This is a genomic window from uncultured Dialister sp. (genome assembly GCF_900538805.1).
In the GTDB taxonomy this organism is placed as follows: domain Bacteria; phylum Bacillota; class Negativicutes; order Veillonellales; family Dialisteraceae; genus Dialister.
Window position 1 is genome coordinate 1 of the sequence record NZ_UPZP01000024.1, and the last position, 26,210, is coordinate 26,210.

19 protein-coding genes are annotated in these 26,210 nt (G+C 53.5%); 4 read left to right on the top strand and 15 right to left on the bottom strand.

The genetic code is table 11. From position 1 onward, the window contains the following. Positions 1-206: 206 nt before the first annotated feature. Together QZQ29_RS03735 and fsa are read right to left on the bottom strand one after the other, a co-directional pair. Positions 207-1,529 (bottom strand): MATE family efflux transporter, encoded by a 1,323-nt coding sequence (locus tag QZQ29_RS03735; protein ID WP_296959826.1) that lies wholly within the window; start codon positions 1,527-1,529, stop codon positions 207-209. Between the two features lie 175 nt (positions 1,530-1,704). Continuing rightward, positions 1,705-2,352, bottom strand: a complete 648-nt coding sequence (fsa, locus tag QZQ29_RS03740) for a fructose-6-phosphate aldolase (RefSeq protein ID WP_296959831.1) — start codon at positions 2,350-2,352, stop codon at positions 1,705-1,707. 359 nt (positions 2,353-2,711) lie between these two features. Here fsa and QZQ29_RS03745 point away from each other — a divergent pair, with 359 nt between their 5' ends. Together QZQ29_RS03745 and QZQ29_RS03750 are read left to right on the top strand one after the other, a co-directional pair. Beyond that, positions 2,712-3,626 carry a LysR family transcriptional regulator gene (locus QZQ29_RS03745; protein ID WP_296959833.1) on the top strand — a complete coding sequence of 305 codons (915 nt, stop codon included), beginning with the start codon at positions 2,712-2,714 and terminating at the stop codon, positions 3,624-3,626. 116 nt (positions 3,627-3,742) lie between these two features. After that, positions 3,743-4,432 carry a hypothetical protein gene (locus tag QZQ29_RS03750; RefSeq protein ID WP_296959835.1) on the top strand — a complete coding sequence of 230 codons (690 nt, stop codon included), beginning with the start codon at positions 3,743-3,745 and terminating at the stop codon, positions 4,430-4,432. A 406-nt stretch (positions 4,433-4,838) separates the two neighbouring features. On the opposite strand, the gene QZQ29_RS03755 is transcribed toward QZQ29_RS03750, so the two are convergent. From QZQ29_RS03755 to QZQ29_RS03770, 4 genes are all read right to left on the bottom strand, one after another. Next, positions 4,839-6,593, bottom strand: coding sequence for a diguanylate cyclase (locus QZQ29_RS03755; protein ID WP_296959838.1), 1,755 nt, complete (start codon positions 6,591-6,593; stop codon positions 4,839-4,841). Between the two features lie 228 nt (positions 6,594-6,821). Beyond that, a complete protein-coding gene (locus QZQ29_RS03760) occupies positions 6,822-7,439 on the bottom strand; it encodes a hypothetical protein (RefSeq protein ID WP_296959841.1) in 618 nt (205 codons plus the stop codon). Between the two features lie 169 nt (positions 7,440-7,608). After that, on the bottom strand, positions 7,609-7,815 hold the full coding sequence (locus QZQ29_RS03765; protein WP_296959844.1) for a twin-arginine translocase subunit TatC: 207 nt from the start codon (positions 7,813-7,815) through the stop codon (positions 7,609-7,611). Positions 7,816-7,906: 91 nt separating this feature from the next. Further along, the gene (locus tag QZQ29_RS03770) at positions 7,907-9,073 is read right to left on the bottom strand and encodes an MFS transporter (RefSeq protein ID WP_296959845.1); all 1,167 of its coding nucleotides are present in this window, start codon (positions 9,071-9,073) and stop codon (positions 7,907-7,909) included. Positions 9,074-9,572: 499 nt separating this feature from the next. Here QZQ29_RS03770 and QZQ29_RS03775 point away from each other — a divergent pair, with 499 nt between their 5' ends. Continuing rightward, positions 9,573-13,031, top strand: a complete 3,459-nt coding sequence (locus tag QZQ29_RS03775; RefSeq protein WP_296959849.1) for a PD-(D/E)XK nuclease family protein — start codon at positions 9,573-9,575, stop codon at positions 13,029-13,031. Positions 13,032-13,448: 417 nt separating this feature from the next. Next, complete coding sequence (gene addA, locus QZQ29_RS03780) at positions 13,449-17,306, top strand: helicase-exonuclease AddAB subunit AddA (RefSeq protein WP_296959851.1); 3,858 nt, start codon at positions 13,449-13,451, stop codon at positions 17,304-17,306. Positions 17,307-17,668: 362 nt separating this feature from the next. Here the strand turns inward: addA and QZQ29_RS03785 are convergent, their stop codons facing one another. From QZQ29_RS03785 to QZQ29_RS03825, 9 genes are all read right to left on the bottom strand, one after another. Continuing rightward, a complete protein-coding gene (locus QZQ29_RS03785; protein ID WP_296959853.1) occupies positions 17,669-18,493 on the bottom strand; it encodes a basic amino acid ABC transporter substrate-binding protein in 825 nt (274 codons plus the stop codon). Between the two features lie 119 nt (positions 18,494-18,612). After that, on the bottom strand, positions 18,613-19,203 hold the full coding sequence (yfbR, locus tag QZQ29_RS03790; RefSeq protein ID WP_296959856.1) for a 5'-deoxynucleotidase: 591 nt from the start codon (positions 19,201-19,203) through the stop codon (positions 18,613-18,615). Next, a complete protein-coding gene (gene thiD, locus QZQ29_RS03795; protein WP_296959859.1) occupies positions 19,200-20,006 on the bottom strand; it encodes a bifunctional hydroxymethylpyrimidine kinase/phosphomethylpyrimidine kinase in 807 nt (268 codons plus the stop codon). Before thiD ends, yfbR begins: the two co-directional genes overlap by 4 nt. 1 nt (position 20,007) lies before the next feature. Continuing rightward, on the bottom strand, positions 20,008-20,481 hold the full coding sequence (locus tag QZQ29_RS03800; RefSeq protein ID WP_296959861.1) for a histidine phosphatase family protein: 474 nt from the start codon (positions 20,479-20,481) through the stop codon (positions 20,008-20,010). Positions 20,482-20,498: 17 nt separating this feature from the next. Continuing rightward, complete coding sequence (locus tag QZQ29_RS03805) at positions 20,499-21,170, bottom strand: hypothetical protein (protein ID WP_296959864.1); 672 nt, start codon at positions 21,168-21,170, stop codon at positions 20,499-20,501. Further along, positions 21,167-22,552 carry a DUF2157 domain-containing protein gene (locus tag QZQ29_RS03810; protein ID WP_296959867.1) on the bottom strand — a complete coding sequence of 462 codons (1,386 nt, stop codon included), beginning with the start codon at positions 22,550-22,552 and terminating at the stop codon, positions 21,167-21,169. Before QZQ29_RS03810 ends, QZQ29_RS03805 begins: the two co-directional genes overlap by 4 nt. A gap of 855 nt (positions 22,553-23,407) precedes the next feature. Further along, on the bottom strand, positions 23,408-23,857 hold the full coding sequence (locus QZQ29_RS03815) for a universal stress protein (protein ID WP_296959870.1): 450 nt from the start codon (positions 23,855-23,857) through the stop codon (positions 23,408-23,410). A 114-nt stretch (positions 23,858-23,971) separates the two neighbouring features. After that, the gene (locus QZQ29_RS03820) at positions 23,972-25,045 is read right to left on the bottom strand and encodes an MBL fold metallo-hydrolase (RefSeq protein WP_296959872.1); all 1,074 of its coding nucleotides are present in this window, start codon (positions 25,043-25,045) and stop codon (positions 23,972-23,974) included. Positions 25,046-25,244: 199 nt separating this feature from the next. Beyond that, a complete protein-coding gene (locus QZQ29_RS03825; RefSeq protein WP_296959875.1) occupies positions 25,245-25,724 on the bottom strand; it encodes a hypothetical protein in 480 nt (159 codons plus the stop codon). Positions 25,725-26,210 lie beyond the last annotated feature (486 nt).

Below are 26,210 nucleotides of genomic sequence, written 5' to 3' on the forward strand. Positions count from 1 at the left end.
GACGACGCGAATAGCGAGCTATTTAAGGAGTCCTATGACGAAGCAGTGCATAAAAATTCTTATAAAAGCAGACTCTATGAATTAATCAGTGCTTCCCTAGAGGTACTGCGCAAATGCGCTGCAAAACTCTACGGAAAAGCATAGATGTAAAGCGATCAGCGGATAGACGACAGCCCCCTTCGCTATCCCACTGTCTCACTATCTCACTATCTCACTAATTTATACCCCTTTATGATACCATACATATCCGCCAGCGCCCAGCCGATGGGGATGGAGAGCCAGATGCCGGTGACTCCGATTTCCGGGAAGGAGGAAAGGACATAGGCCAGCACCACCCGGCTCCCCAGGGACAGGATGGTAAGCACCACGCTCATGGCCGCCCGTTTCACGGCGCGGTAGAAGCCATAGAGCATGAAGAGGATGCCGATGCCCAGGTAGCAGCTTCCTTCGATACGAAGGTAATGACTCCCCACAGCAATGACATCCTTCGCCGTTTCCGGTACGAAGAAGCCCATGAGGCCTGGCGCCAGAAAGGATACGATGCAGCTGGCAAGGAGGGAGAAAATGAAAATCATCTTGCCCGCCGTCAGGATGCCCCGCCGTATGCGGTCCCTGCTTCCGGCTCCATAGTTCTGGGCCACATAGGTGGAAAAGGCGTTGCCGAAATCCTGGAGCGGCGAATAGGCGATGGTGTCGATTTTCACGCCTGCCGCAAAGGCGGCCATCACGGTGGTTCCGAAGCTATTCACCAGCCCCTGCACCAGAAGGATGCCGAAATTCATGATACTCTGCTGCAGGCTGGTGAGAAGGGAAAGCTCCGACATATCACAGAAGACCTGCCTGCTCCAGACCATGTCTTTCCTTGAAATATGGAAATCTTTCCTAAAAAGGCAGTCAATAAAGATACCCACGCCGGAAACATACTGGGAAATGACGGTGGCCTGGGCGGCGCCGGCCACGCCGAAGTCCAGATACACCACAAAGAGGATGTCCAGTACCACATTCATCAGGGACGAAAGGATGAGGAAGAGAAGGGGCGTCACCGAATCCCCCACTGCCCTAAGGAGGGCGGCGCCGAAGTTAAAGAGGAACACCGCCCAAAGTCCTGCAAATATCCACCACAAATAATCCCGGATATAGGGAATAACCTCAAAAGGCACCTGCATGAAGGAAATAAGGCCATCCAGAAGGATGTAAACGGCGCCGTTCATGACGATGGTCAAAAGGCCGATGGATAGGAAGGAAATAAAGATGGACTGTCTCATGCGGTCAAAATTTTTCCGTCCAAAACAGAGGGAAAAATAAACACTGCACCCCATGGTGAGGCCAATCAGTATGGAGGTAAGGAAAATCATGAGGGTGTAGGCGCTTCCCACTGCCGCCAGCGGCGCTTCGCCCAGAAATTTTCCCACCACCAGCGTATCCACCACGTTATAGAGCTGCTGAAATACATTTCCCACCATGAGGGGCAGGGAAAAGAGCAGGATTTTCTTCCCCACATCGCCGGACGTGAAATCAATATGTCTCATGTTGCCCCCCCTGTGACAGCCTGCTCGCCATAATCAGACTATCCTATACAATATATAAATCATTATAGCAGGCCATGATAAAAATGAAATGCATACTTATCATCATGCCTGATTCAGGTGGTAAAAGACAAAAAGACCTTCCCCGAAAAAGGAAGGTCTTTTATCCGACTTACTTTTATTTCATGTTGGCTTTGGCCCAGTCTGCCTTGAACCTTGCAATGCCGTTGTCCGTGAGAGGATGTTTCATGGCATCCATGAGCACCTGGAAAGGAACGGTGGCAATGTCAGCGCCTGCCAGGGCACACTGCATAATATGCTGGGGCTTCCGGATGGAAGCGGCAATGATTTTGGTTTCAATGCCGTGGAGTTCGAAAATTTCGGAAATGGTCTGGATGAGTTCGATGCCGTCCCAGCCGATATCATCAATACGGCCTACGAAGGGGCTTACGAAGGAAGCGCCTGCACGGGCTGCCAGAAGTGCCTGGTTGGCGGAGAATACCAGGGTCACGTTGGTACGGATGCCCAGCTTTTTCAGACCCTTGACGGCCTTCATGCCTTCCGGGGTCATCGGAATCTTCACCACCACATGGGGATCCAGGCCGGCCAGCACCCTGCCCTCTTCAATCATGCCTTCCGCATCGTCAGCCAGCACTTCCGCAGAAATAGGACCGTCCACGATGGAAGCGATTTCTTTGATGGTGGCATGGAAATCTTTGCCTTCCTTGGCAATGAGGGAAGGATTGGTGGTGACACCGGAAATGAATCCCATGTCATTGGCCTTGCGAATGGCCTCTACATCAGCAGTATCAATAAAAAATTCCATTTGTTTTTCTCCTTTACTTCAATGTATATAGTACATTTTCACACCATCTTCCCCTTCTGTCAATGAAAAAATAAAAACGCCATCCACCGAAGAAAATGTCCCTTCTTCTGCAGAGGTTTCTATAAAATATTTTTATAAATACCATCCCATATTTCCTTTTCCTGCCAATTGCCGCCAAGTCTTCCATAATCTCTATGCTTCCAGGCCATTTCGCGAAAATGAATCATTTGCCGGAATTTCTAAATTACAATGCATGATATTTAATATTTATTGATTATTGATAGAGCCAAGTGTATAATTAGATAAAAGAAGCTATTGTTTTTTATTTAATTTCCACCATTGGAATTGAGGGAGATACCATGAAATTAACGCTCCTCGCTTTGAGCTATTTCCAGAAAACAGCTGAGCTCCAGCACCTGACCCGCGCTGCTGAAGCCCTTCACATTTCCCAGCCTTCCCTGTCCCACACCATCAAAGTGCTGGAAACGGAGCTGGGCGTGCCGCTCTTCTCCAGAAGCGGACGCAACATCGTACTCACCAAGTACGGCGAAATTCTTCTCCGCCACACGAACCGCATCATGCAGGAACTCCATGGCGCCCAGAAGGAACTGGCAGACACCAAGGAAGCCCAGAAACTTACCGTCACCATTTCCCTTTTTGCGGCTTCCATGATTATTCCGGCCTTCCTCACCCGCTTCCGCCAGGAACATCCGGATATCCGCTTTGAAATCCTGCAGCAGCACAACAAGCCGGGACAGCAGAGCCAGAACCATGTGGACCTTTTCCTGTCCTCCTCCATCAACCCCATCGAAAACGACCATTCCGTCACCCTGCTGAAGGAAGACATTATGCTGGCCATGCCGGACACAGACCCGCACGCCCGGAAATCCTCCGTCAATCTGGACGAATTTGAAAAGGCCGGCTTCATTTCCCTGGAAGCCGGCGCCAGCCTTCGCACCATCACCGATTTCTACTGCCGCATGGCAGGCTTCGTGCCCCATGTGGTGCTGGAAAGCGACAGTCCCATGACGGTCCGCGAATTCATCCGCGCAGGCCTGGGCGTTTCCTTTGCCCCCCGCATCACCTGGCACGGCGTAGGCGGCGACCATGTGGCCCTGGTGCCCATTGCCACCCCGAACTGCCAGCGCTACATCAGCCTGTCCTGGAAGAAGGGCGAAAAACTTTCGCCGCCCGCAGAAATGCTGAAAAAATACATTATCGACAATTTCTCCGACTTCGCCAGAGAATACGCCGGACTCCCGCCGGAAAGATAACGAGGAAAGGGAGCTGTGAAAATGACAATCATCTTTCACGGCTCCTTTTTTTGTTGCTGAAAAAAGAAATATGGTTTATAGTTGTTCATGTACTTTACAACCATAAGGAGATTCACATGAAGAAAAAAATGGAGCTGGAAGAAGAGAGCCTCTTCTCCCAGCCTGCCCCGGAAAAACAAGAGAAAAAAGCAGAAAAGAAAGCAGCCCCCGCCGCCGGTGAAGCCGCCCGCCATTCCTGGAAGGAAAAAATCTGGGAATTTGACCTTACAAAGCCTTCCCAGTGGATGAAGGACACCATGAAGGAAGACATGCTGAAGGAGGGCTTCGGCAAAAGGGAAGCCAATAAAGTATTCAAAGGCCTCTTTTTCAAGGAAAAAGTGTGCAACACCCGCACCCAGGCCCTGGAATATCTGAAGGATCTTCCCACCTCCTACGCCGTGAAATACAAAATCGGCATCGCCCCTTCACCGAAAATGGTATCTCTGGAAAAAAGGCTCCACGAAAAGGAAGAGCGCCTTGCTTCCTATTCAAAGGAACAGAATGAAAAGAAATTCTCCACCCCCTTCATATCCTGTCCCCACTGCAAATCCAGGGTAAACCGCAGCTTCATCCATCCGCCCCTCTGCCCGGTGTGCGGAAAAGACATGCGCTCCGACACCGCCGTGAAAACTATCACCACCCTGGAAGAGACGGTGAAGGATTTGCGGAAACGGTACGAAGATACGGCCAGGAAATATAACAGTAAATTCACGGGAGGCGAGAAATGGATTATCCGCCTGGTGAATCCGCTGTATGAGGAAGAATAAAGTTTAGCGCCCCTTTGGGTGCTAAAGGGCTCATAGCGGTCGGGAGGTTCAAAAGTTTCAGAAGGTTCAAAGGGTAGTGGTATCGCCTTCGGCGATGAGTATGAAGCCAGCGTTACGGGATTTACCTTTGTATCGCCAGTGCTTCATGGCGAAGTGCTAAAGCCCCCTTCCCAGGGAAGGGGGCACCGTCAGGCGACGGAGGATAGGGGCGTGAATTAGACGTTAGAAATCAGACGCCAGACTGTATTACGTACTAACCTTCCCGCCCCATCGTCATTCTGACCCCGGGCGAAGAATCTTTGTACATGCCGTTAGTGACTCTAACCATCCCACCAGTCCACTAAACCATCCCAGACCAAAAAACGCCCATATAAAGAGCCGTCATCCCGGAGATGACGACTCTTTTTTATATGATGAAAATTCTGTTTTTTCCTTTAAACTTGGCATGGTAAAGGGCGGTGTCCATTTTTCTGTAGAAGGAGTCGAAGGTTTCTCCCTCTTTGGACGAGGTGACGCCAAAGCTGGCGGAGACCGATTTTCCTCCACATTTTACCAGCCTTTGGAATTCTTTTTTCAGCCTTTCCGCCAGGGCGAAGGCCTTGTCTTCCCCTGTATCCGGAAGGAGGATGACGAATTCGTCGCCGCCCCAGCGGCCTGCCTTTTGGGGAGGTTTGATTTCATCCATAAAAATGGAGGACACTTCCTTTAACACCCGGTCCCCTTCGCTGTGGCCGTGAATATCATTGATGGATTTAAAATCATCCAGGTCTATCATAATGGCGGAAAAATCAATTCTGTCTTTCCTTCTTTCCCGTACCAGGCGGTTCAGGACGGACTCTATGCTTTCCCGGTTCAGAAGGCCGGTGAGACCGTCGTGGGCAGCCACGTAGGAGAGCTTCCGGTTGGCCTCCGCCAGGAGGGCATTGGTTCTTTCCAGTTCCGCCGTGGAAACGGTGATGAAGGAGGCCAGCCGCTGGATGGTGGTCATGGAGCCGCTCTGGAAAACGATGGACGACGGATCCCTGCCGCTGTCTCCATTTCCTTCCCTTTCGCGGAACACCGCCGCCACCAGGGTCATGTTGAGGGCCTCCGTCTTTCCGTGGAGCCGGCTGATTTCCCCGTGGGCGTAGCCGCCGCAGACCGGTGCGATTTCACCGTAGGGGGCCAGCACCTGGTTTGTATCTTCTTTAAGGAAAAGGCGCCTGGTAATGCAGGAGAAAATGGTGATTCCTTCCGGCGAAAACTGTCGGATTTCCTTTGTGTTCGCCTGGCAGCGCTCAATGATTTCATTGGGATCGCCGTAGGCCAGCCGCGCTTCTTCTCCTGCAAAGCAGTTGGCCGACATCACAAGGCTTCCGTCCTCCCGGCAGGCCGCGGGAAGACGGGCCAGCATACGGCCGTTTCTCAGGATGATGAGAGGAAAGGACATGAGCTGCTGCCCGCCGAAGTCGGATTTCTTGATTTTCAGGTATTTTTCATACACATGAATGGCAGGCTTTCCGTCCAGCTCCCGAATCACCTTGTCCCCGTCAGTGGCAGTAATGGTCATGGCCTTCCCCAAAGGCTGCCAGCCCAGGTTCTGGTATACGCGGATTTTCACCTTTCCCGCAAAGCATACGGCTACGATAGCTTTTCGTGAAATGAAACCATTGCCAAAAACGCAGGTATCATCGCCGCCGGCATAAGTATCGGCGCCGCCGCCAAAAACAGCCACAGACGGCGGCAGATTATCAAGGGCAGTGAGGAAATCGTCCACATCCACCGTGGACAGGGTGGTAAATATTTCGATGCCTGAAAGATGAGGAATCTTACTGAAAGTCTCCAGCGCCCTTTCCCCTGCCTCTGCCGGTGTCATGGCGGAAATGTCATAGGAAAAGACCTTCACCTCCGTATCCTGGAAAGCAGAAAAGCTCACCACACTGCGGTCCAGCACCATGTGCCCGTTCATAATGCTGCCGGAGGAGCTCATGCCTGCCATCTCCGCACCAGGAAAGGCTTCCTTCAGGAGAGCCAGGTCTTCTGCTATGATTTTCCTGTCATTGGATGCATGGAAAATGGAAATCAAAAGATGCCGGTCTTCCTTTTTCCGTGCACGCTGAAATTGGGAAATAACCTCCGAAAGCCCCTTCCCCTCTTCGACTTCATATACATACTGGTTCATAAAAGCCTCCAGATAAAAGATGGGTTTTGATGAATGTCATGCTTTGTTTTGTATATAAAATGCTCATGATAAAATATTTCTTTTCTTGTATTAAAGATAGCATATTATGAAGGGTTATGCAAAAAATTGGAATAGTTTCTTATTTCTTGAGAGGCGGCACGGCAGATAAAAAGCATAGGGATAAGGCCAATAAAAAAAGCAGCCGAAGCTGCTTTGAGGAATATTTCTTCAGGGTGTCCAGGGTTCTGTCTTGTAAGGGGGATTGGCCTCATTAATGTCAAAGCCGGTTTTATCGCTATTGTAGCTGGGCGTATTGCTGTCCATATAGGACAGGGTATATCCATTTCCGGTGGAATCTTTTTTAATCTGCACGCCGTACCAGAACACGCCGTTCTGCTGAACACCAGCATTACTGTAGTCACCGCCCGCAGCGTCCAGTATATCGCTAAACCACGCCTCTTTTCCATATTTCTTGCTACCAACCCAAACAACCGTATCGCCGGTTTTGGCCGCATTCATATGCGTTCCACTATATTTTGAGTTTGGTTCATTCTGCACAAGCAGATAAACAGAACTGCCATTACTTAATTTGATGGTTCCATTGGCAACCGCCTTCTTCAGCAGCTCCCCTAAATAGTCCGCATAGCTTCTGTCCGCATTTCGGGCCGCTTCTTCTTTTGCCTCTTCCTGTGACTTATCCACCTGTTCCAGCAGGTTTCCTGCATTATTGAAAACGCCTGAAATATTCGCCCCATACCCCTGAGTGTAGATAAAGCCTCCGATGCCTACCACCAGTGCCAGCATGAGGGCATACTCAATAAGGTCCTGTCCTTTCTGCTTCTTCATTTTTCTCACCTCTTTATCCTTAACTATCTAAAATAAATCTTTTCACCCTCATTGTACCATTTTTTTACAGGGAAATCATCTGCCGCGAAATCCCATCATTTCACAGTAAAAAAGGCCGCCCTGAGGGGCAGTCCTTTTTATTGCATTGAGAAAATCAAAGCATGCTGTTTTATTTTTCCCGGCCCTTTGCCTTCTCCAAAAGTTTTATGAAATGGAGTGAGATTTCATAGAGAGCAATGGCCGGCAGCGCCAGGAGGGACTGGGTGAGGATGTCCGGCGTAGGGGTAATCACCGCTGCCAGGATGAAAGCACCCAGGATGACGAATTTCCTTCCCCTTTTCAGCGTCTTTCCCTGTACCAGTCCTGCATGAATCACATGGTCTCCAAGTCGGACAGGAAACCTCAAACAAAAGGAGCTCTGAAGAAATGATTTTCACGTCTTCAGCGCTCTTTTTGCATGTCCAAAATCAGGAAAGGCTTCTTCTCCAGAAGAAATAGTACGCAAGGCCCAGGAGAGAAGAAGCCAGGCAGATGACGCCGTACATGAAGGGATAGCCGAAGGCATTGGCTGCCATGCCCAATAGGGTTGCCGCCAGACCTACGGAAATATCCAGGGACCAGAAATAGGTGGAGGTTGCCACCCCTGCCCGGGACGGCGGCGCACTCTGCACCGCCAGTGTCTGGAAAGCCGGCGCCAGAGCGCCAAATCCGATGCCCAGCACCGCCGCCGAAAGGAGAAGGAGCGGCAGATTTCCTGCCTGGCTGAACAGGATGAAGCCCAGAGAGAAAAAGGCAAATCCCGGATACACCGTGGCATTGGGGCCGTGGTGATCAAAGAGATATCCCACAAAGGGCCGTGTCACCACAATGACCAGGGCAAACACCAGGAAAAACAGGCTGGTGCTGCCGCCCATGCCCAGACTTCTGGTATACATGGGAATAAAAGTAAGCACCCCGCCGTAGGCAAAAAACACAAGGCCTCCCAGAATAACGGAAGGAAAGGCCCTTTTTTCTATGAAATCGCCGATATGGAAGCCCTTCCGCTTTTTTCCATCCGGAAGGATGACTTCATCGGGCAGCTTCTTCCCATTTCCTGCCGCCAGCGCTCCCAGCGCCAGGAGGGCCAGGAAAACAAAAAGGGGATGGGCGCCCAGATAATCCATAATGAGAAGCCCCACCAGAGGGCCGATGACCATGGCCATATTGCCGCTCACCGCAAAATAACCGATGCCTTCCCCCTTGCACCGCCGGGGCAGAACCAGTGCCGCCATGGCCGCCGACGCCGTGGTGCCAATAGCAAAGACGGCACCATGAATCAAACGGAGGAACCATACCACATGAAGGCCGGAAGCAAAATAGAAACCGGCCATAAGAAGGAAAAAGACGAGAGACGCTCCCAGGAGGAGCTTCTGTTTATTCACGCTGTCAATAATCCGACCAGCCACAGGGCGGCAGAGCACAGTGCCGATCTGGAAGCAGGTCATAGCCATGCCCGCCTCCCACTGCCCCTTCCCTAAATCATCCATGATAAACACAGGAAGGGCGGTAAGCAATATGTATTGGGACATAAAATAAAATAAATTCGTGAGCCCCATTCCCACGAATTCTCGGGTCCAGATTTTATTTTCAGACATGTCATACCTTTCATTACTTACTATAGAGAAACATATCTATTGTATCACAAAGGGGGCGGCTTTGCCGCCCCAGGTTCAAAAGGGAAGGTTGACGGCCCTGCGGGCCGAAGGTTCTAAGGGTTCTTAAGTTTGACGCGCCTATTGGCGCGAAGGTTGTGGTATCGCCCTAAGGAAGCGCTGATTATAAAGTCAGCGTTACGTGACTTGCCTCCCCCATCTATGGGGGAGGGGGACCGCGTGAGCGGTGGAGGGGGATGGCTGCAGTGCAGCCATTCGCCCGCCGGATACAGTCATTCTGACCCCGGGCGAAGAATCTTGGTACATGCCGATAGTGACGCCAACCAGTTCACCTGTCCACCAGCTCACTAACCCATACCGGTCGGCGGACAGCGGAAAGCGGATAGCGGATAGCGGACAGCCGTCTGAAATCTATCGTCTACCATCTTCCATCTATAGTATAATAAAGCTGTCATATAGAGCTTTGGAAAGGATGGATACCATGGGACTTCATTTCATATTCGGCCGCGCCGGCACGGGGAAAACAGAGCGGTGCTGCCGGGAAATCAGGGAATATGTGGCAGGACATCCGGAGCGGAAGGCCTTTCTTCTGGTGCCGGACCAGGGCACCTACACGGCGGAGTACCGGCTGGCGGAATCCTTCCCGGAGAAGGGCTTCACCAATGTAACGGTGTGCGGTTTTTCCCGTCTGGCTTACCGCGTATTCCAGGAGCTCCACTCTCCTGTGAGCGATGCCCTGTCTCCTTTGGGGCAGCAGATTATCCTGCGCCGCCTTTTGGAAGAAAATAAGGGACATCTCAAAATGATTATGAAAGCCGCATCCCAGCCCCACTTTTCAGAGGAGCTCACCGGCTTTTTCCACCAGCTGGATATGTTCTGCGTATCGGAAGAGGATTTGGAAAATGCCGCCGCAGCCCAGGGAGACAGCCCGCTGGGGCGGAAGATGGCGGACCTCGCCCTCCTGTACCGTGCCTACCACCGCTACCTGAAGGACCATTTCGACTACCAGGGAAGCCTTTTCGACCTGCTGGCCCGGGAAATTCCAAAGTCCCCCACCCTTTCTTCCTCCCGCATCTGGATTGACGGGTTCAACGGCATGGCGCCCCAGAAAATCCACATCGTCTACGCCCTTCTTCACACGGCAGAGGAGGTCACCATGACCCTGCAGATGGACCGGCCTGAAGAAGCGGTGATGAACCCCAATTTCTCCCGTCCCTTCCATCTCTTCTCCCTCCTTTCTGCGGAAGAGCGCCATTTCTCATCGGTCACTCTGTCCGAGGACTGCCGTTTTTCCTCTCCTCACCTGAAAGCCGTGGCCCGCTCGTTCTTCAACCGGCGCCCTGAACGCTGCTGCCTTCCCAAAGCGGAAAATCCGGTTCCCGACGAAGGACTTCATCTCATCACCGCCTCACACCGGGCGGAGGAAGTGGATTTCATCTCCCGAACCATTCTGTCCCTGGTGCGGGACCGCCACCTCCGCTTCCGGGACATTCTGGTGCTTCTCAGAAATCCGGAGGACTACGTCGATGCATTTGAGCGGTCCTTCAAGCGCTATGAAATCCCCGGTTTCATCGACCGCAAACATCCCATGAACAACCATCCCCTGGTGGTGCTTCTCAGCAGCCTGGTCCGCTTCCTCACGTCCGAATGCAGCCGAAAAAACAGCGGCTGGCAGCGGGAAACCATTTTCCGCATGCTGAAAACCTTCCTCCTGCCGGAATGGAAGGAAGAAGACGTGGACCGGCTGGAAAACTATGTGCTCTCCCACGGCATCCGTCCCTGGCAGTACCATGAGCCATGGGAATTCCGTACTTACCGGGATTTGGACGCACCGGCGCCACCCCTTTCCGAAAAGGAGCAGGCAGAACTCATAGAGGCCAACGAATGGCGCAGGCGCCTTACCACTATGCTGGACGGGCTGGCGGAAAAATGGAGCCAAAGGCCAAGGGTCAAAGACCGGTGCCGCCTCCTGTACCAGTGGATGATGGATGAAAAGATACCGGACACCCTGTGCGCCATGGATGAAGGAGAAGTGCTCCACACCAACCTTCGCCCCCACCTGCAGGTATGGAAAAAGATTCTTTCCCTCCTGGATGAAATCGTCCACACCGCCGGCGATGATGAAATTTCAGAAAAGAATTTCCTCTCCATCTTTGAAGACGGCCTTTCCGCCCTCACCTACTCCACCATTCCTCCCACCCTGGACCATGTGACCGTCACCGGTATGGACAGAGGTTATGCCATGGAAGCGGATGCCGTCTTCATTCCCGGCGCGGTGGAAGGGGAATTTCCCCGCCGCGTGGAAGAGGGAGGCTTCTTCACGGAACTGGAACGGCAGAAGATTTTCAAAGACAGCCGCCTCATTTTCGGCGAAAGCCTTTTGGAAGAGGTGCACAAGGAGCAGTTTTTCACGTACCTCGCCCTCACCAGAGCGAAGAAAGCCCTCTACATCACCATGCCCTCCGTAAACGACGACCATAATGACACGGAGCCTTCCTTCCTCATTTCCCAGCTCCGCCGCCTGGGCTATGCTTCCGAAGAGCGCGCCCTTGCGCCGGAGGACAGGGAAACGGACCACACCTATTTCGCCAATCCCCGGCAGGCCCTCTCCCTGCTTCCCGCCATACTCCGGGAAAAAATGCCGGAAGAAAACTCCCCCTGGGCCGGCCTGGTGCGCTGGGCAAAGGACAGAGGCTATGAAAATGACATCACCGACGCCCTTTCCGGTTTCCGGTATAAAAACGAAGCACCGCCGCTTCCGGGAGAGCTGGCGGAGAGGCTCTTCAAACCGGGAGGCCGCTTCTTCGGCTCCGTCACCCGCTTTGAAAGCTACCGACGCTGCCCCTTCATGTACTTTGTCCGCTACGGCCTTAAAATAGACAAGCGGGACGAAGGGGAAATGGAATCTCTCGATTTCGGCAATTACCTTCATGCCGGGCTTCATCAGTTCGGCGAAGCCCTGTCGGGCCAAAAGAAGCAGTGGCGTGACGCCACGGACGAAGATATACAGAACCTTTCCGAAACCATTGCCTCCCGCCTGGCCCCCAAGGTTCGATACGGTGCCCTCCACGCCGACGGTGCCTCCCGCTATACGGAAAGGGCACTGAACGAAACATTCCGCCGTTCCCTCACGGCCCTTCGCAAATGGAGCCAAAACAGCTCCTTTGACACCAAAGCATTGGAAAAGGAATTCTACCTCCACCTCTCAGGAGAAAAGGACACCTTCACCTTAAACGGCAAAATCGACCGTATCGACAGCGACGGCAGGGCCGTAGCCATTTTCGACTACAAAACAGGAAACACCACCGCCACATTGCAGGAAGCAGTGGCGGGGCTGAAGCTCCAGCTTCTTACCTACCTTCTGGACGTGGAAGAAGAAGGGGGCGAAGGCCTCCTTCCCGCCGCCCTCATGTACATCTACCTCTCCGGCGACATCAAGAGCCTCCCCGCCGTACCGCCGGGAGGAACGCCGCCGGTGAAGGACAGGGACAGTACCTCCGGCTGGATTCTCTCCGACGCCGACACGGTGCGCCGCCTGGACAGCGCCGCCGGAGAAGAGGACTCCTTCCTTCCCGTGAAATTTACGACAAAGGGCGCCCTCACCCAGACCGCCTCCACCCTTTCCGCCGACGATTTCAAAAACCTTCTCACCATCGTGAAACGGAAACTACTGGAAATCTACCACCGCATGGAGAAAGGAAATATTCCCATCCGCCCGGTGCGCTACAGGAACCAGGTCCCCTGCACCTACTGCCCCTACCACGCCATCTGCCGCTTCGACCCCAAAGGTGAAGGCGAAAGCTACGACTACGTAAACCTTCCCACCGATAGAGAGCTGAAAAAGCAGCTGGCGGAAATGGCTGAGGACAGGCCCGAAGGGCCTGCAGGTTCAGAGGGTTCAAAAGGTTCAAAGGGTTCAGAGGGGAAGGTATCGCCCTAACGGGCGATGAGTTTTAAACGCCGCTCCGCGGCGGACGTTACGGCTTTTCCTCCCCGCCGGGGTCGTCATTCTGAGCGAAGCGAAGAATCGCCGGTCGACCAACCAAAAGGAAAGCGATTCTAAATTTCTCGTTTCCCCTTGAGGGGAAGTGCCACGAAGTGGCAAAAGGGTGTACGAGGATAAGAATAACAATGTTGCTACATTTCTGTTCTACGCAGGGCCAACTTTGGTCGACTCGCGCATTCTATGCAGAATGCGCGCAGTACTCGAAGCATATGAGACAATCGTCAGTAAATACCAGTCAGCGGGGAGCCGGGAGCCGGAAGACGACAGCCCCCTCACTGTCCCACTGTCCCACTATCCCACCAGCCCACTAGCACACCAGCACACTAATCCCCCACTGAAAGGAGAATAATTATGAGTAATCACTGGACAAAAGAACAGGAAGAAGCCCTTTCGGTGAGGGGGAAGAATCTTCTTCTCTCCGCCGCTGCGGGCAGTGGAAAGACGGCGGTCCTCACGGAACGGATTGCCCGCCTGGTGAAGGATCCAAAGAACCATACGGACATTAATGAGCTTCTGGTGCTCACCTTTACGAAGGCCGCCGCCAGCGAAATGAAGGCCCGTATTTCCCAGGCTCTTTCGGATGCCCTGAAGGAGGCGGACGATGCCGACGACGAAGGGCGCATCCGCCATCTGGAGAAGCAGATTTCCCTTCTGGGAAGCGCCCAGATTTCCACGCTGGACTCCTATTTCCAGTCCATTATCCGCCAGTATTTCTACCTTCTGGACTTGGACCCAAAAACAAGGATTATTTCCGATGAGAACGAAGAGTTCCTGCTGGAGGACGATGTGCTGTCCTCCGTGCTGGAAAGATGGTATGAAAAGGGAAATCCCGACTTTCTTGATACGGTGGACCTTTTTGCGGACCGCTACCAGGACCGGGCGCTGAAGGACATGGTGCTCCGCATTTTCCATTTCGCATCCTCCCTCCCCTTCCCGGAGGACTGGATACGGCGCCTTCCGGACAGCTACCGCATCCCTAAAAATGCCTCCATGGATGACCTTCCCTGGGATAAGCCGGTATTGGAAAAGCTCATTTCCCTTTCCGAAAAAATCATGGACTCCTACCGCCAGATATTTGCCATCATGGAAATGAATCCGGCGGCAGAGGCAGTATACAGCGAGCAGATGAGCGGCGAATACGCCTATTTCTCCACCCTTTCCTCCATGAAAAGCTGGAAGGACTGGTTCCGCCTGCCCTCCTTTGCCTTTGCTCGACTGAAGGGCATGAGCAAGGCCCAGGCAGAAGCCTTTCATTTTGCCAAATCCGCAGACTTCACCAATTCAGAGGATGCGGAAACCATCAAGAACCTTCGTGAAAGCGCTAAGAAGCTGTGGCAGAAGGAAATCGCCCCCTTCGCCCAGATACCGGAAAAGCAGTGGATAGAAGAAACGGCGGCCATGCTTCCCACGGTCACCGTCCTTTCCCGCCTTGCCCTTGATTTCTCCGCCGCCCTGAAGAGTCGAAAGAAACAGGAAGGCCTTATGGATTTCAATGACATGGAACATTACGCCCTGGACATCCTGCTGGACCGGGACAATCCTGCCTTCACGCCGGAAAAGGCAGCTTCCTTCCCCTCTGCCGCTGCCCTGTCCATCCGCAGCCGGTTCAAGGAAGTGATGATTGATGAATACCAGGACACCAACGGCGTGCAGGAGCTCATCACCACCCTGGTATCTACCGGAAATAACCGCTTCATGGTAGGCGACATTAAGCAGAGCATTTACCGCTTCCGTCAGGCGGACCCCACCATTTTCCTTGAAAAATACCATGAATATTCCCTGGAAAAGGATGCCCCCTCCCACCGCATCGACTTGAACCGCAATTTCCGAAGCGACGCCGCCATTCTTTCCTCCATCAATTTCATCTTCCGCCAGATGATGACTAGAAAAACCCTGGAACTGGACTACGGAGACGCGGAAGCCCTCTACGCCGGCCGTCATGAAGAAAAGAGGCCCTCCGCCTACGTGGGCGGCAGCGTTTCCATAGACCTCATCGACCGAAAGGACATGGAGGAAGCGGATGTTTCCGACGATGTGAAGGACATGGAAAACATGGCCCTGGAAGGACGCCTCATTGCCCGCCGCATCCATGAAATGATGGACGGCGGCATGGTAATGGAAAAGAGCGGTACCTTCCGGCCCATGAAATACGGGGATATTGTCATCCTTCTCCGTTCCATTGCAGGCAAAGGGCCCCAGCTCATGAAGGTGCTGGAGGAAAACCACATTCCCGCCGTTTCCGACAAGGAAGAGGATTTCATGGAAAATGGAGAAGTGGAAATCCTGTGGGCCCTCCTGAAAATTCTGGACAACCCGCGGCAGGACCTGGCCCTGGCTGCGGTGCTCCGCTCCTACTTCGTAGGGCTGGATGAAAAGGACCTCACCCTTCTGTATCTGGAAAAGGCAGACCTGTGCGAAACAGACCTATGGTCCGTCCTTCCATCCACCGTCCTTTCGGAAGAAAAGGAAAAGAAACTCCGCCGCTTCCTTACCCTCTACAGGGACTGGCGGAAAAACGCCATGCGTGACGGCACGGCGCCCCTTCTTCGCCGCATTCTGGGAGATACGGACTACCTCACCTATGTATCCGGCCTCTCCGGCGGTGCCTGGCGGGCGGGGCACATCCTTTCCTTCTACCATCTGGCCCTGGAGCGGGACAGCGCCCCCAAAAGCGGGCTCTACTCCTTTCTGAACTACCTGTCCCAGCTGAAAAAGGAGAAGAAATCCTTCAAAGCCCAGACCGTTTCCTCGATTCCTGACTCCGTCCACATCATGACTATCCACAAGAGCAAGGGCCTTGAATTTCCGGTGGTCTTTCTGGCGGACGCCCAGAAGGAATTCAACCTCCGGGACACCTGGCAGACCGCCATCTGCCACAAAGACCTGGGCCTTGGCATCCAGTACTACGACAAGAAAAATAAAGTCCGCTGGCCCAGCCTCTACTGGTACGCCCTCCGGGAAGCGTCCCGAAGGGAAAATATGGCAGAAGAGGCCCGCCTTCTCTACGTGGCCATGACACGGGCCCGGGACAAACTCTTCATCACGGCCATCAAAAAGGACGCCGCTGCTGAGCTGGACCGCTGGACCACCTCCCTCGCCTCCGCAGGAATGGGCGAAGAGCTTTCTCCCCTTCCCGCCCACCTCATAGCCAACGCGAAATCCTTCCTCGACTGGGTCATGCCTGCCGCCCTGCATCACCGCACCATGAAAGAGGCCTGGGATCGGGCGGGGAAAATCCCATCCTATCGGAATGACGCCCCCTCTGACCACTCCCTCTTCACCTTCTCCATCACCAGCCAGACCGACCTTCTTACGGAAGAGGAAAAGGAAGCACTGGACAGGAAGGGCACCGAAGAAATCCTTCCGTCGCCAAAGGAAGAAAACAGGGAAGAAAAAACGGAACTTTCCCATTTCCTCACCCATCTTCCCTGCAAAGCGCCGGGCTGGATGGACGCCCAGCTCTCCTGGACCTACGGCCACAGAGGCGCCCTGGAAACGCCGGCCAAACTCACCGCCACCGCCGCCGTACACCTCCGGGAACTGGCGGAATACAAGGAAAGCGATGAACCGCCTCTGCCATCGGTGATTCTGGCGCAGGACGGAGACGACGCCCTGGACGCCGACTATGCGGCGCCGCCCCTCTTCCTCTCCGGAGATGAAACGAAATACCAGGGCACCTCCTTCGGCACCCTCATGCACAGGGCCATGGAAATGATAGACTTCACCACCCTTCCGGCAGAGGAAGCTGCCATAGAATCCGCCCTCCACGGGCTGGTGGAAAAGAAAGTATTCACCGAAGAAGAAGGACATATCCTTCTATCCGGAAAAAGGAAACCCACCCCTGTCTCCTCCCTCCTGACCTTCGCCAGAGGTCCTTTGGCGGAAAAAATGAAAACCGCCTCTGCCATTCGGAAAGAAATGCCCTTCTCCATCCTCCTCCCCGCCCGTTCCTTCTATCCCGACTGCGAAGAAGGCGAAAACATCTTCCTCCAGGGCGTCATGGACTGCCTTCTGGAATACGAAAAAGACTTCATCATCATCGACTACAAAACCGACCGCACCATGACGGAAGAAGAACTGAAAAACCACTACAAAATCCAGCTCCAGGTCTACGGAGAAGCAGCGGAAAAACTTCTGGGCAAACCGGTGTCCCACCTCTACCTCTGGTCCTTCACCTATGGGAAAGCTATAGAAGTGGAGAAGATGTAGGGGCCGCAGAGCGGCCCCGGGTTCAGAGGGTTCAAAAGGTTCAAAGGGTTCAGAGGGTGGTGGTATCACTTTCGGCGATAAGTATGAAGACAGCGTTACGTGACTTGCCTCCCCCATCTATGGGGGAGGGGGACCGCGTGAGCGGTGGAGGGGGATGGCTGCAGTGCAGCCATTCTCCCGCCGGGCTCGTCATTCTGAGCGAAGCGAAGAATCTCGGTACCCGAAGCATATGAGACAATCGGTAGTACATACCAGTCGGCGGGAAGCGGATAGCGGATAGCAGATAGCGGATAGCTGTCCTGCCAGCCCATCAGCCCACTAAAAAAGAGCCCCCCTCGGGGAGCTCTTTTTTTGCACTATGATTAGATGCCCAGTGCCTCTTCTGCGGTAGCCGGCATTTCAGGGAGCGGGGTTTTGAACCACTTTTCGTGAAGTTCGTTCAAGGTTCCCTTCTGTTTCAGGTCTGCAATGGCCTTATTCACTTCCTGCTGCAGCTGCTTGTTGTCCTTGTTGAAGCCGAAGGCGAAGTACTGGACCTTGGAATCCGGCACGTCCACCACGCGGAAGGCGCCTTTGCCGTCGGTGGCTACAAAGTAGTCCGCTGCCGGTTTGTCCAGGATGCCTGCCACAGCGCCGCCGGCTTTCAGTTCCATGATGATGTCGGAGGAGTGGTCAAAGTTTCTTGTCTTCATGCCCTTGTCCTGAGCGTAGTAAGCGGCGGTGGTGCCTACCTGCACAGCCACTTCCTGGCCCTTTGTCATGTCGTCCACGGAGTAGATGTCGCTGTCTGCCTTGGTGACTACGGCCAGTTTTGTTTCATAGAAAGGCGCAGCGAAAAGGATTTTTTCCGCCCTTTCCTTAGTGGCGGTCATACCGGAAGCGGTCATGTCCACTTCTTTGGACTGGAGGGAGGGGATGAGTCCATCAAAAGCGATGTTCCGGAATTCCACGTCCTTTCCCATTTCCTTGGCCACCGCCCTCACCACGTCGATTTCGTAGCCCGTATAGTCCTTGCCGTCCTTTGTTTTGAATTCAAAGGGTACATAGGTGGCATTGGTGGCTACCTTCAGCACGTTTTTGCCAGAGGCGGAGGAAGCGGCCTGTTTTTCGCCGCCGCAGCCTGCCATCATGCCGGCCGCCAGAAGGAGAGCCGATGTAACCAATACGCCTTTTTTCCACAGTTTCATAAAAGCACCTCATTTTTATGCAATTTATACGAATTATGTAAATAATTATACACATTCATTTCTGCTTTGTCCACCAAAAAATGGGACACAGTGAAATGATTTTCCTGTGTCCCATTCCTTTATCTTATATTCCTGTTCAGTTCATCCAGCGTTTCCGTGAAGCTCCCGGCGAAGTGGTCCATGAACCAGTCCACCTCTTCCATGTGGAGGGCCTTCAGCTTCTCCTCGGTGGACTTGAATGCTTCCTTGAACTCGCTGTTGCCGTCCCGGATTTCTTCCATACATTTCAGGTAGGCGCTCATGGTGTCCGCCGCCTTGGCCAGAGGCCAGAGGGGGTCCTTTTCCATGTCCACCACATAGGGCTTGTAGGAAGGCTGGAGGCTCTCCGGCAGGGTGCGGAGCAGCTTTTCCCGGGCCTGGTCTTCGATTTTCTGGTACTGACTCCGAAGGTCACTGGTGAAATATTTCACCGGCGTGGGCATGTCCCCGGTGAAGACTTCGCTGGCGTCGTGATAGAGGGCCAGGAGAGCTACCCTTTCCGGATCCAGGTCCTTGTGGAAAATGTCCCTCCCGATGACCGCCAGGCCGTGGGCAATCATGACGGTCTGCAGGGTGTGCTCCGCGTCGTTTTCGGAAATAGAATTCCGCATGAGTCCCCAGCGGGAAATATATTTCATCCGGGCCATGAAGGCAAAGAAGGGATAGTTCATTCCATGCGCCCCCAGTTCTTCCCGTAGAACCAGAAGTGGTGCACCGGGCCGTGTCCATGGCCCACGGAATCCACTGCCGCCTTTGCAATGGCTCCTTCCATGTATTTTTTCGCTTCCCCCACCGCGCCCACAAGGGAAAGTCCTTTGGCCAGGCCTGCGGCTATGGCGCTGGACAGGGTGCAGCCGGTGCCATGGGTATTTTCCGTGGAAATCCGTTTTCCTGAAAATACATGGAATTCCTTTCCATCATAGAGAATGTCCCTGGCATCCTCCACGCTGTGGCCCCCTTTCACCAGCACCGCACGGGGCCCCAGGTCCATCAGAGCCCTCGCCGCCTTTTTCATGTCCTCTTCATTTTTAATAGACAGCCCCGACAGCACCTCTGCCTCCGGGATATTGGGAGTAATCAGCGTTGAGAGGGGAATGAGCTTTTCCTTATAGCTTTGGATGGCTTCCTTTTCCAGAAGCACGGCGCCGCTGGTGGCCACCATGACAGGGTCCACCACCAGAGGCACTTTATGGGAGGAAAAGAAATCCGCCACAGCCTCCACGATGGGAGAAGAGGAAAGCATGCCGGTCTTCACCGCCTTTGGCGGGATATCGTCAAATATGGCTTCCAGCTGGGCCCTTACCATATCCACCGGCGTATTCACCACCATGGTGACGCCCTTCGTATTCTGGGCGGTTAAGGCGCAGATGCAGCTCATGCCGTAGGTGCCAAGGGCGGCAAAGGTCTTAAGGTCCGCTTGGATGCCGGCGCCGCCGGAGGAGTCGGAGCCTGCCACTGTCAATACAGGTATCATGTCAGTCCTCCTTTTTCAGCTGCCGAAGGCCGGATGTGAAATAACCGATGAGCCTGCCCTGGTTCCACTTCAGGTCATAGTCAATGACCGCAATGCCGGCCAGGTCAAATTTCACCGCCGCGCTGCAGGTGGTCAAAAGATAGGCCTGCAGGAAGGGATGATGGCTCACCAGGGCAATGGGAGAGCCCTCCTGGAGAATGTGGTTTCTCACCATCTGCCAGTTGGGCTGAAGCAGCTCGTCGGCCGTATGGATTTCCTCGGCAAAGCACTCCTCCGCCAGGATACCGGCGGTCTGCCTTGTCCGCACATAGGGGGATGTAAAAATCCGGATGGGATTTTCCTTAAGGAACCGGGCCAGTATGCGGGACGACCGGCGGGCCTGCCGCATGCCCTTAGGCGTAAGTCCTCTTTCCCTGTTTGTTATATCCTCTGTCTGGGGAACCGCTTCCCCGTGACGCATCAAAATAATATACATAGGTCTCCCTCCATTCCTTATTGCTTATCCTCCGTGTCCCTGCCTACGGAATAGGCATCCTTTTCCTTCCCGCTTCTTGCATATTTCACGGACAGATTCTTACCTACGGTGGTGTAGGTCTGCTCCACAGGAGAGCCATTGGCCAGCACCTTGGAAATCACCACCCTCCCGTCCTTGATATGCACCAGGGCGGTGAGGTCATTCTTCATCCGGGTTTCCGTCTTCTTCCCGGTCTTATCCTTCAGCTGTACCCGCTCCGACAGCTCCACCACCGACAGCTTCTTCAGCTGTTCCGGCAGCATGTACATGCGGTCCGCAGGGAATCGGAAATGCACCAGTCCGTCGGAAGCAGAAATCACCCGGGTAATGATGTACATGCCGCCGGGCTTCCTGTCCGACGCGCCGGTGAGCTCCATCATGCCTTCACTGTTCTTGTCAAAGGACAGGTAGATTTCCTGCCCCTTTTCCGGCGTCACCGTGCCCTTCCAGGGCGCTTCGGTGAGGGGGATGTAAATGGGGAGATAATTTCTTCCGTAAAAATCCCCCTTGAAATCAATGGCCGCCGGCACCTCATATTCCGCCCCGTCCAGCATGGTGGAGCGGTAATCGCCGCGAATCCAGAAAAGGGAGCCCGCCTCAATCACAAAAACCGCCGACAGAAGGATGAGTGATAACTTCTTCGATATCATCGGGATCCCTCCTCTCCCTGATTTTCCTTTCTCTCAGGAACCGCTGTCTTCTTCCGGGTGGGAAGATAGAGGAAATAACATATCACCGCTGCCAGGATACCGATGCCCAGGAAGAAGAATCCCCTCTGGGCAAAGGTCAAAGCCGAGTCAATCACCCGGATAGCTCCGTCCCCCACCAGGAGGAACACACCGGCCCAGCTCTGCACCGCCCGGTCCGTCAAAAGGCCCCGGATAATGACGCCTCCCGCCAGGATACCTGCATAAATGGAAACGATAATGGCCGGCAGAGCGCCGGTAGTTTCAAAAATAGACACAATCGCCGAAAGACCCATCACAAAAGGTGTGAGACCCGCCAGCACCGAAAGCCATTCCTTTTTCAAAGCGATACGGAAAAGAAGCACACCGTCCGCTGCCAGGAAAAGGATGAAAATGAACCACAGTGCGTAGCTGCCGGAAATATCCGCCCACACCGCGCCGTAGGAGCCCTCCAGAAGCACCGCGAAAACCGCAATGCCGCCGAAGAAACGGAGCGCATCGGCCCCCAGGCCGTAGGAGCGGAAAAGGCCCCCCGCCATCCAGGTCAGCGCCGCCGCCAGGGAGAAGAAAATGGTCTGCCACAGCATATTTCCTGCGGACCAGAAAATAAGGAGCAGCACGCCTACCGCCCACACCCAGGAAAAGCACACCACCGCCCGGTCCCGGTGGCTCCGGAGCATGTGGCCCAGAATGCCCAGGGCAAGGAACATGTAAATCCAGGACGCCGCCTCCGGCCATCCCCTCACCGGCGCACTGTAGAAAATGCCGACAGACACGATCATGTAAATAATCCCCATGCCCGCCGACTCCGTCACCACCGTCATGATGAGAAGGAGAAAAGCGCACAGCGCAAGGGCACTGTACAAATCAGAGGACAGTTTGAAGGAATCCCCCACCATCCAGAAAGCGCCGATGAGGCATATGCCATGGAAAGTGGCGGCCGCCTCCCGCAGGAACACCGGCACCCGGTGCACCGGCGGCGATTTCTTCGGAAGAAGCACTTCCTCCTCCGTTTCTTCGCCATCCATCTCCTTTTTCTTTTCCTTCGGAGACAAAAGGCCTTTATCCACCAGCGCCACCGCCGCTGCCAGAATAAAAGACACCGCCAGCGGCGCCAGGGCCAGCAGGAACCGCTGGTCCTGGTCCAGACCGCTCCACAGGCTGGCGCAGAGAAAGAAAATGCCCCCTACGATACACACCGCAGCCAGGATAAACAGGGCCTCCTTATAAGCCCTGCTGTCCTGCCTTTTATACCGGGAAAGAATCTTCTTTCCCGCATCCTCCGAAATCACATCTTCCTTCACCCAGTGAGGAATCTCCTGCTTCAGCCAGCTTCGATTCGACATACCTATCACATCCCGATTCATTCTATTCCACGGCAGCCAGGGCTGCCCTTGATTTCTTTATACTTCTTTCTTTATTCTATACAACCGCCGCAAAAAAAGCTATTACTTCATGACTATCCATATAGAAACAGCACCGGCGAAGTCCTCTCAGAAATCCTGCAGGCGCCCATCCATGGAGCAGGAGGGAGAGGACGGAAAGGAAGCTGCTTCGCTTCAGTGCACTGGAAAATGGAAAATAAAGAACATAACGGCCAGGGGTAAAATGAGGGGCAGGACGGAATGCCTGCCATGTGGTATGTTCTTTTCCATGCAAAAAGGCTTCACAGCTATCTGTGAGGCCTTTTTGTGGTGCCGGTTTCCCCATGGCACAGGCTGTATGGCGGCAGTGATGACGCAGCGGCAGGCGGCTTACTGTCACTGTGGAGGGAGATTTCTCGACTTAGAGTCTCAATGGAGGAGCATAGAAACTTTTACTTCCATAACGACATACAGCCCCGCTCGAAATGACACTTTGACGAGCAGCTTACTGTCATATCCGGAGAAAACTTATGACCATGGCCCCATCTTCATTTCGAGCGGAGGACTGCGCCGGAATTATAAGACGCTTTATGGAGAAAGTGAAGAGGAGCCACGAAATCTCCATCCTGTAATGATGCCAGCTGCATAGAGGCGGGAGATTTCTCGGCTCAGCGTTTCAATGAGCCGTGAAAACTTTTGCCTCCATAACGGCATGCAGTCCCGCTTGAAATGACACAGCGGCAGGCAGTTTATCATCATTTGAAAAATTCTCAGGAGAATACAGGAACAATAAAAAAAGCTGTGAAGAAATGATGCACATTTCCTCACAGTTCTTTTTTATTTCACAATAAGTACGGGACATTTGGAGCGGCTCACCATGTAGCTGGATACGGAGCCCATGAAGATGCCTTTCAGGGGGCCAAGGCCGCGGCTGCCCATGACCACCAGGTCGCAGCCCTTTTCTTCTGCCATATTGAGGAGCACCGGTCCCGGGGAACCCACTTCGTACAGTTCTTCGTGGGCAATGCCGGCAGGAATCATGGCGGCTGCTTCTTTCAGGTCCTCTTTGCACTGTTCTTCCAGGTCTTCCGACAGTTTGGTGGTGAGACAGCCTTCGGCAATGGATACCTGGTCGAAGTTGCTCATGGCGGAAACCATATTGCATACAGAGGCAATGTAGAGGATGGTGCCGTCGCCGGCCTGTGCCAGGTCTATGGCATGGAGCATGGCTTTTTTCGCATGGTCGGAACCATCATAGGGAACCAGAATTTTTTTATACTTTAACATAAAACCCCCACCTTTCTTATCCTGTGAAACGGGGAATCTTTTCTTTTCCTTATTATATCATACCCGCGAAAGGACAGGAAAGCGGGAATGATTTCATTCCCGCTGAAGAATTTCTTAAAAGATGAAGGTATCATTTTCCGGTTTCACCTTTTTATTATGGAAAGGCACCACCAGCGGCATGTCGTTCTCCGCCTTCAGGTCTTCCATTTCCTGCCAGGTGAGGTGGTTGGGCCAGAGGGCAAATTTGGCCCTTCCTGTCTGGAAGAAGCAGCGGGCTTTCCCGTAGCCGTGAATGCTTCCGGTAAGGAGCACGCCCATATGGGGATGGTCCAGAATGAGCTGGCGGCTGGAGGCCCTGGAGAGCTGGGCGTCGGTGAGGAAATAGATATTTCCTTTTTCAATGGTTTCGTTATCCCAGCGCCGGAAGATGGAGAAGGGCAGTTCCGTGATTTCATCATGGACGAAATATTTCCGATGTCCCAGACGGAGCCATTCATCGTAAAGCTTGGGAGACATGTAAATGCCATGGCTTTCGCCAAAGGTCTCGTGGAAAAGGACACCCATGGAAAGGCCCCTTCCGTAATGGGGCACCGGCATGAGAAGGGGTGTGCCGTCTTTCATGAGGGCGGCGGCGGTGTCCACCACCTGTTTCCGAAGGTCCGGCCCCCGGTCCTTCCGGCTGTAGGCGGCATCAATGACCGCCATGTCGGCGTGAAGGCCCCGCACGGCGTCGCAGCGGTAGAAGGTGTCGTTTTCCCGGTAGTCGCCGGAGAAGAAGAGGCTCCTGCCTTCTACGGAAATATCGAACCACACGGCACCGGCGCAGTGGCCTGTGCGTCCCCATTTCACCGTAAAGCCCGGCTCCAGCTCCAGTTCCGGCGCCGTGGAGTCCAGTATCATGGTATTCCAGGGTTTGTAGTGAAGCTGCCGGTAGGTCTGGTTGGACATGAGCACCGGCCCGTCAAATCCCTGCTTCACAAGGTACTCTATGGCCCCGGTGTGATCCCTGTGGGAATGGGTAATGAAGAGGTACTCCGCCTTATGAATCTGCTCCGGCGTCAGGTCCGGAATCCGGTCCAGACCGTCGGTGGACGTCCCGGCGTCCACAATAAAAGCGTGGCGGTCCCCCTCCACGTAGAAACAGTTTCTTCCTTCGTCACCGCATCCACCTGCTATGAAAAGCTGCATATCCACATCTCCATCAGAACCCTGGCCAGGTCCCGTCAATTTGATTTCCCTGCGGCTTTCCGTCTGCCATAAGATTCTCCAACAAAGCCGCACTTTCGTATCATAAGACAAATAAAAAGGAGCCCTGCGGAAATCGTAAGGCTCCTTCGCTTTTATTTTATTAACATTATTATATAATTTTTATGCTTCTTTGTAAAGCTTAATAGGAAGTTTTGGAAACGCGGTAAAGAGCAATATAAATATCCTCCGCCTCATCGGCCGGCTCATTGGGGTCGCCGGGATAGGCTGCTGCCTTGCCGTCTGCCGTATAGGCCCCTTCCAGCTTGTTCAGAATCTTGTACTTGATTTTCTGTCCCAGCTGGTCTGCACCCACCGCCGTATCGTACTGGAGGATGTAGTCCACCATGCGGTAATTGCCATAGTCCGGCCAGGTAAGGGGGTGTTTGTAGACTTCCGCATACAGGGTGGCCCGGATGATGGGAAGTTCGCCGGCGGAAACGGGATCCCGCTCAATGGTATCGGCATCGGCGTAAATTCTTTCTTCATCAGAAGTGTACACCACCACATACTTGTCATAATCATTCATCATTTTCTCCGACGTAGGCACCTTTCCTGCCGCCATGGATACGCCGGGAATGAGGGCACAGGCCAGAGCCAGCGCTGCCAGTTCTTTTTTCATTGGAAATCCTCCTTTTGAATAAGAGTCACTTTTACTGGTTCTATTATAACCTATGGGGAGGAAAGATGGAAACGGAGTATTGTTAATTATTGTTATTTTATTTAAAAACCAAGCTTGACAATCATAGTAAACCGTTGTATCATATAGACGTAAACAAAAAGGAAATCACCATTGGCCGTGGTGGTTCCACTCATTGTTACCAATCTTTCTCAACAATCCAACGTCTCCAAAAAAGCCTCCCGCAAGGGAGGCTTTAGACGTATATGGGGGAATTAGTGAGCTGGTAAGCTAGTGAGCTAGTGTGCTAGTGTGCTAGTGAGCTGGTGAGCTGGTGCGCCGGTGAGACAGCTTTCCGCTATCTGCTGTCCGCCGACAGGTATTTAGCGGTCTATGTGTCACTATCGATTTTTACCGAGATTCTTCGCCTGTGGCTCAGAATGACGATGGGCGGGAATGCAATCCCGTAACGCAGTCTGACGTCTGATA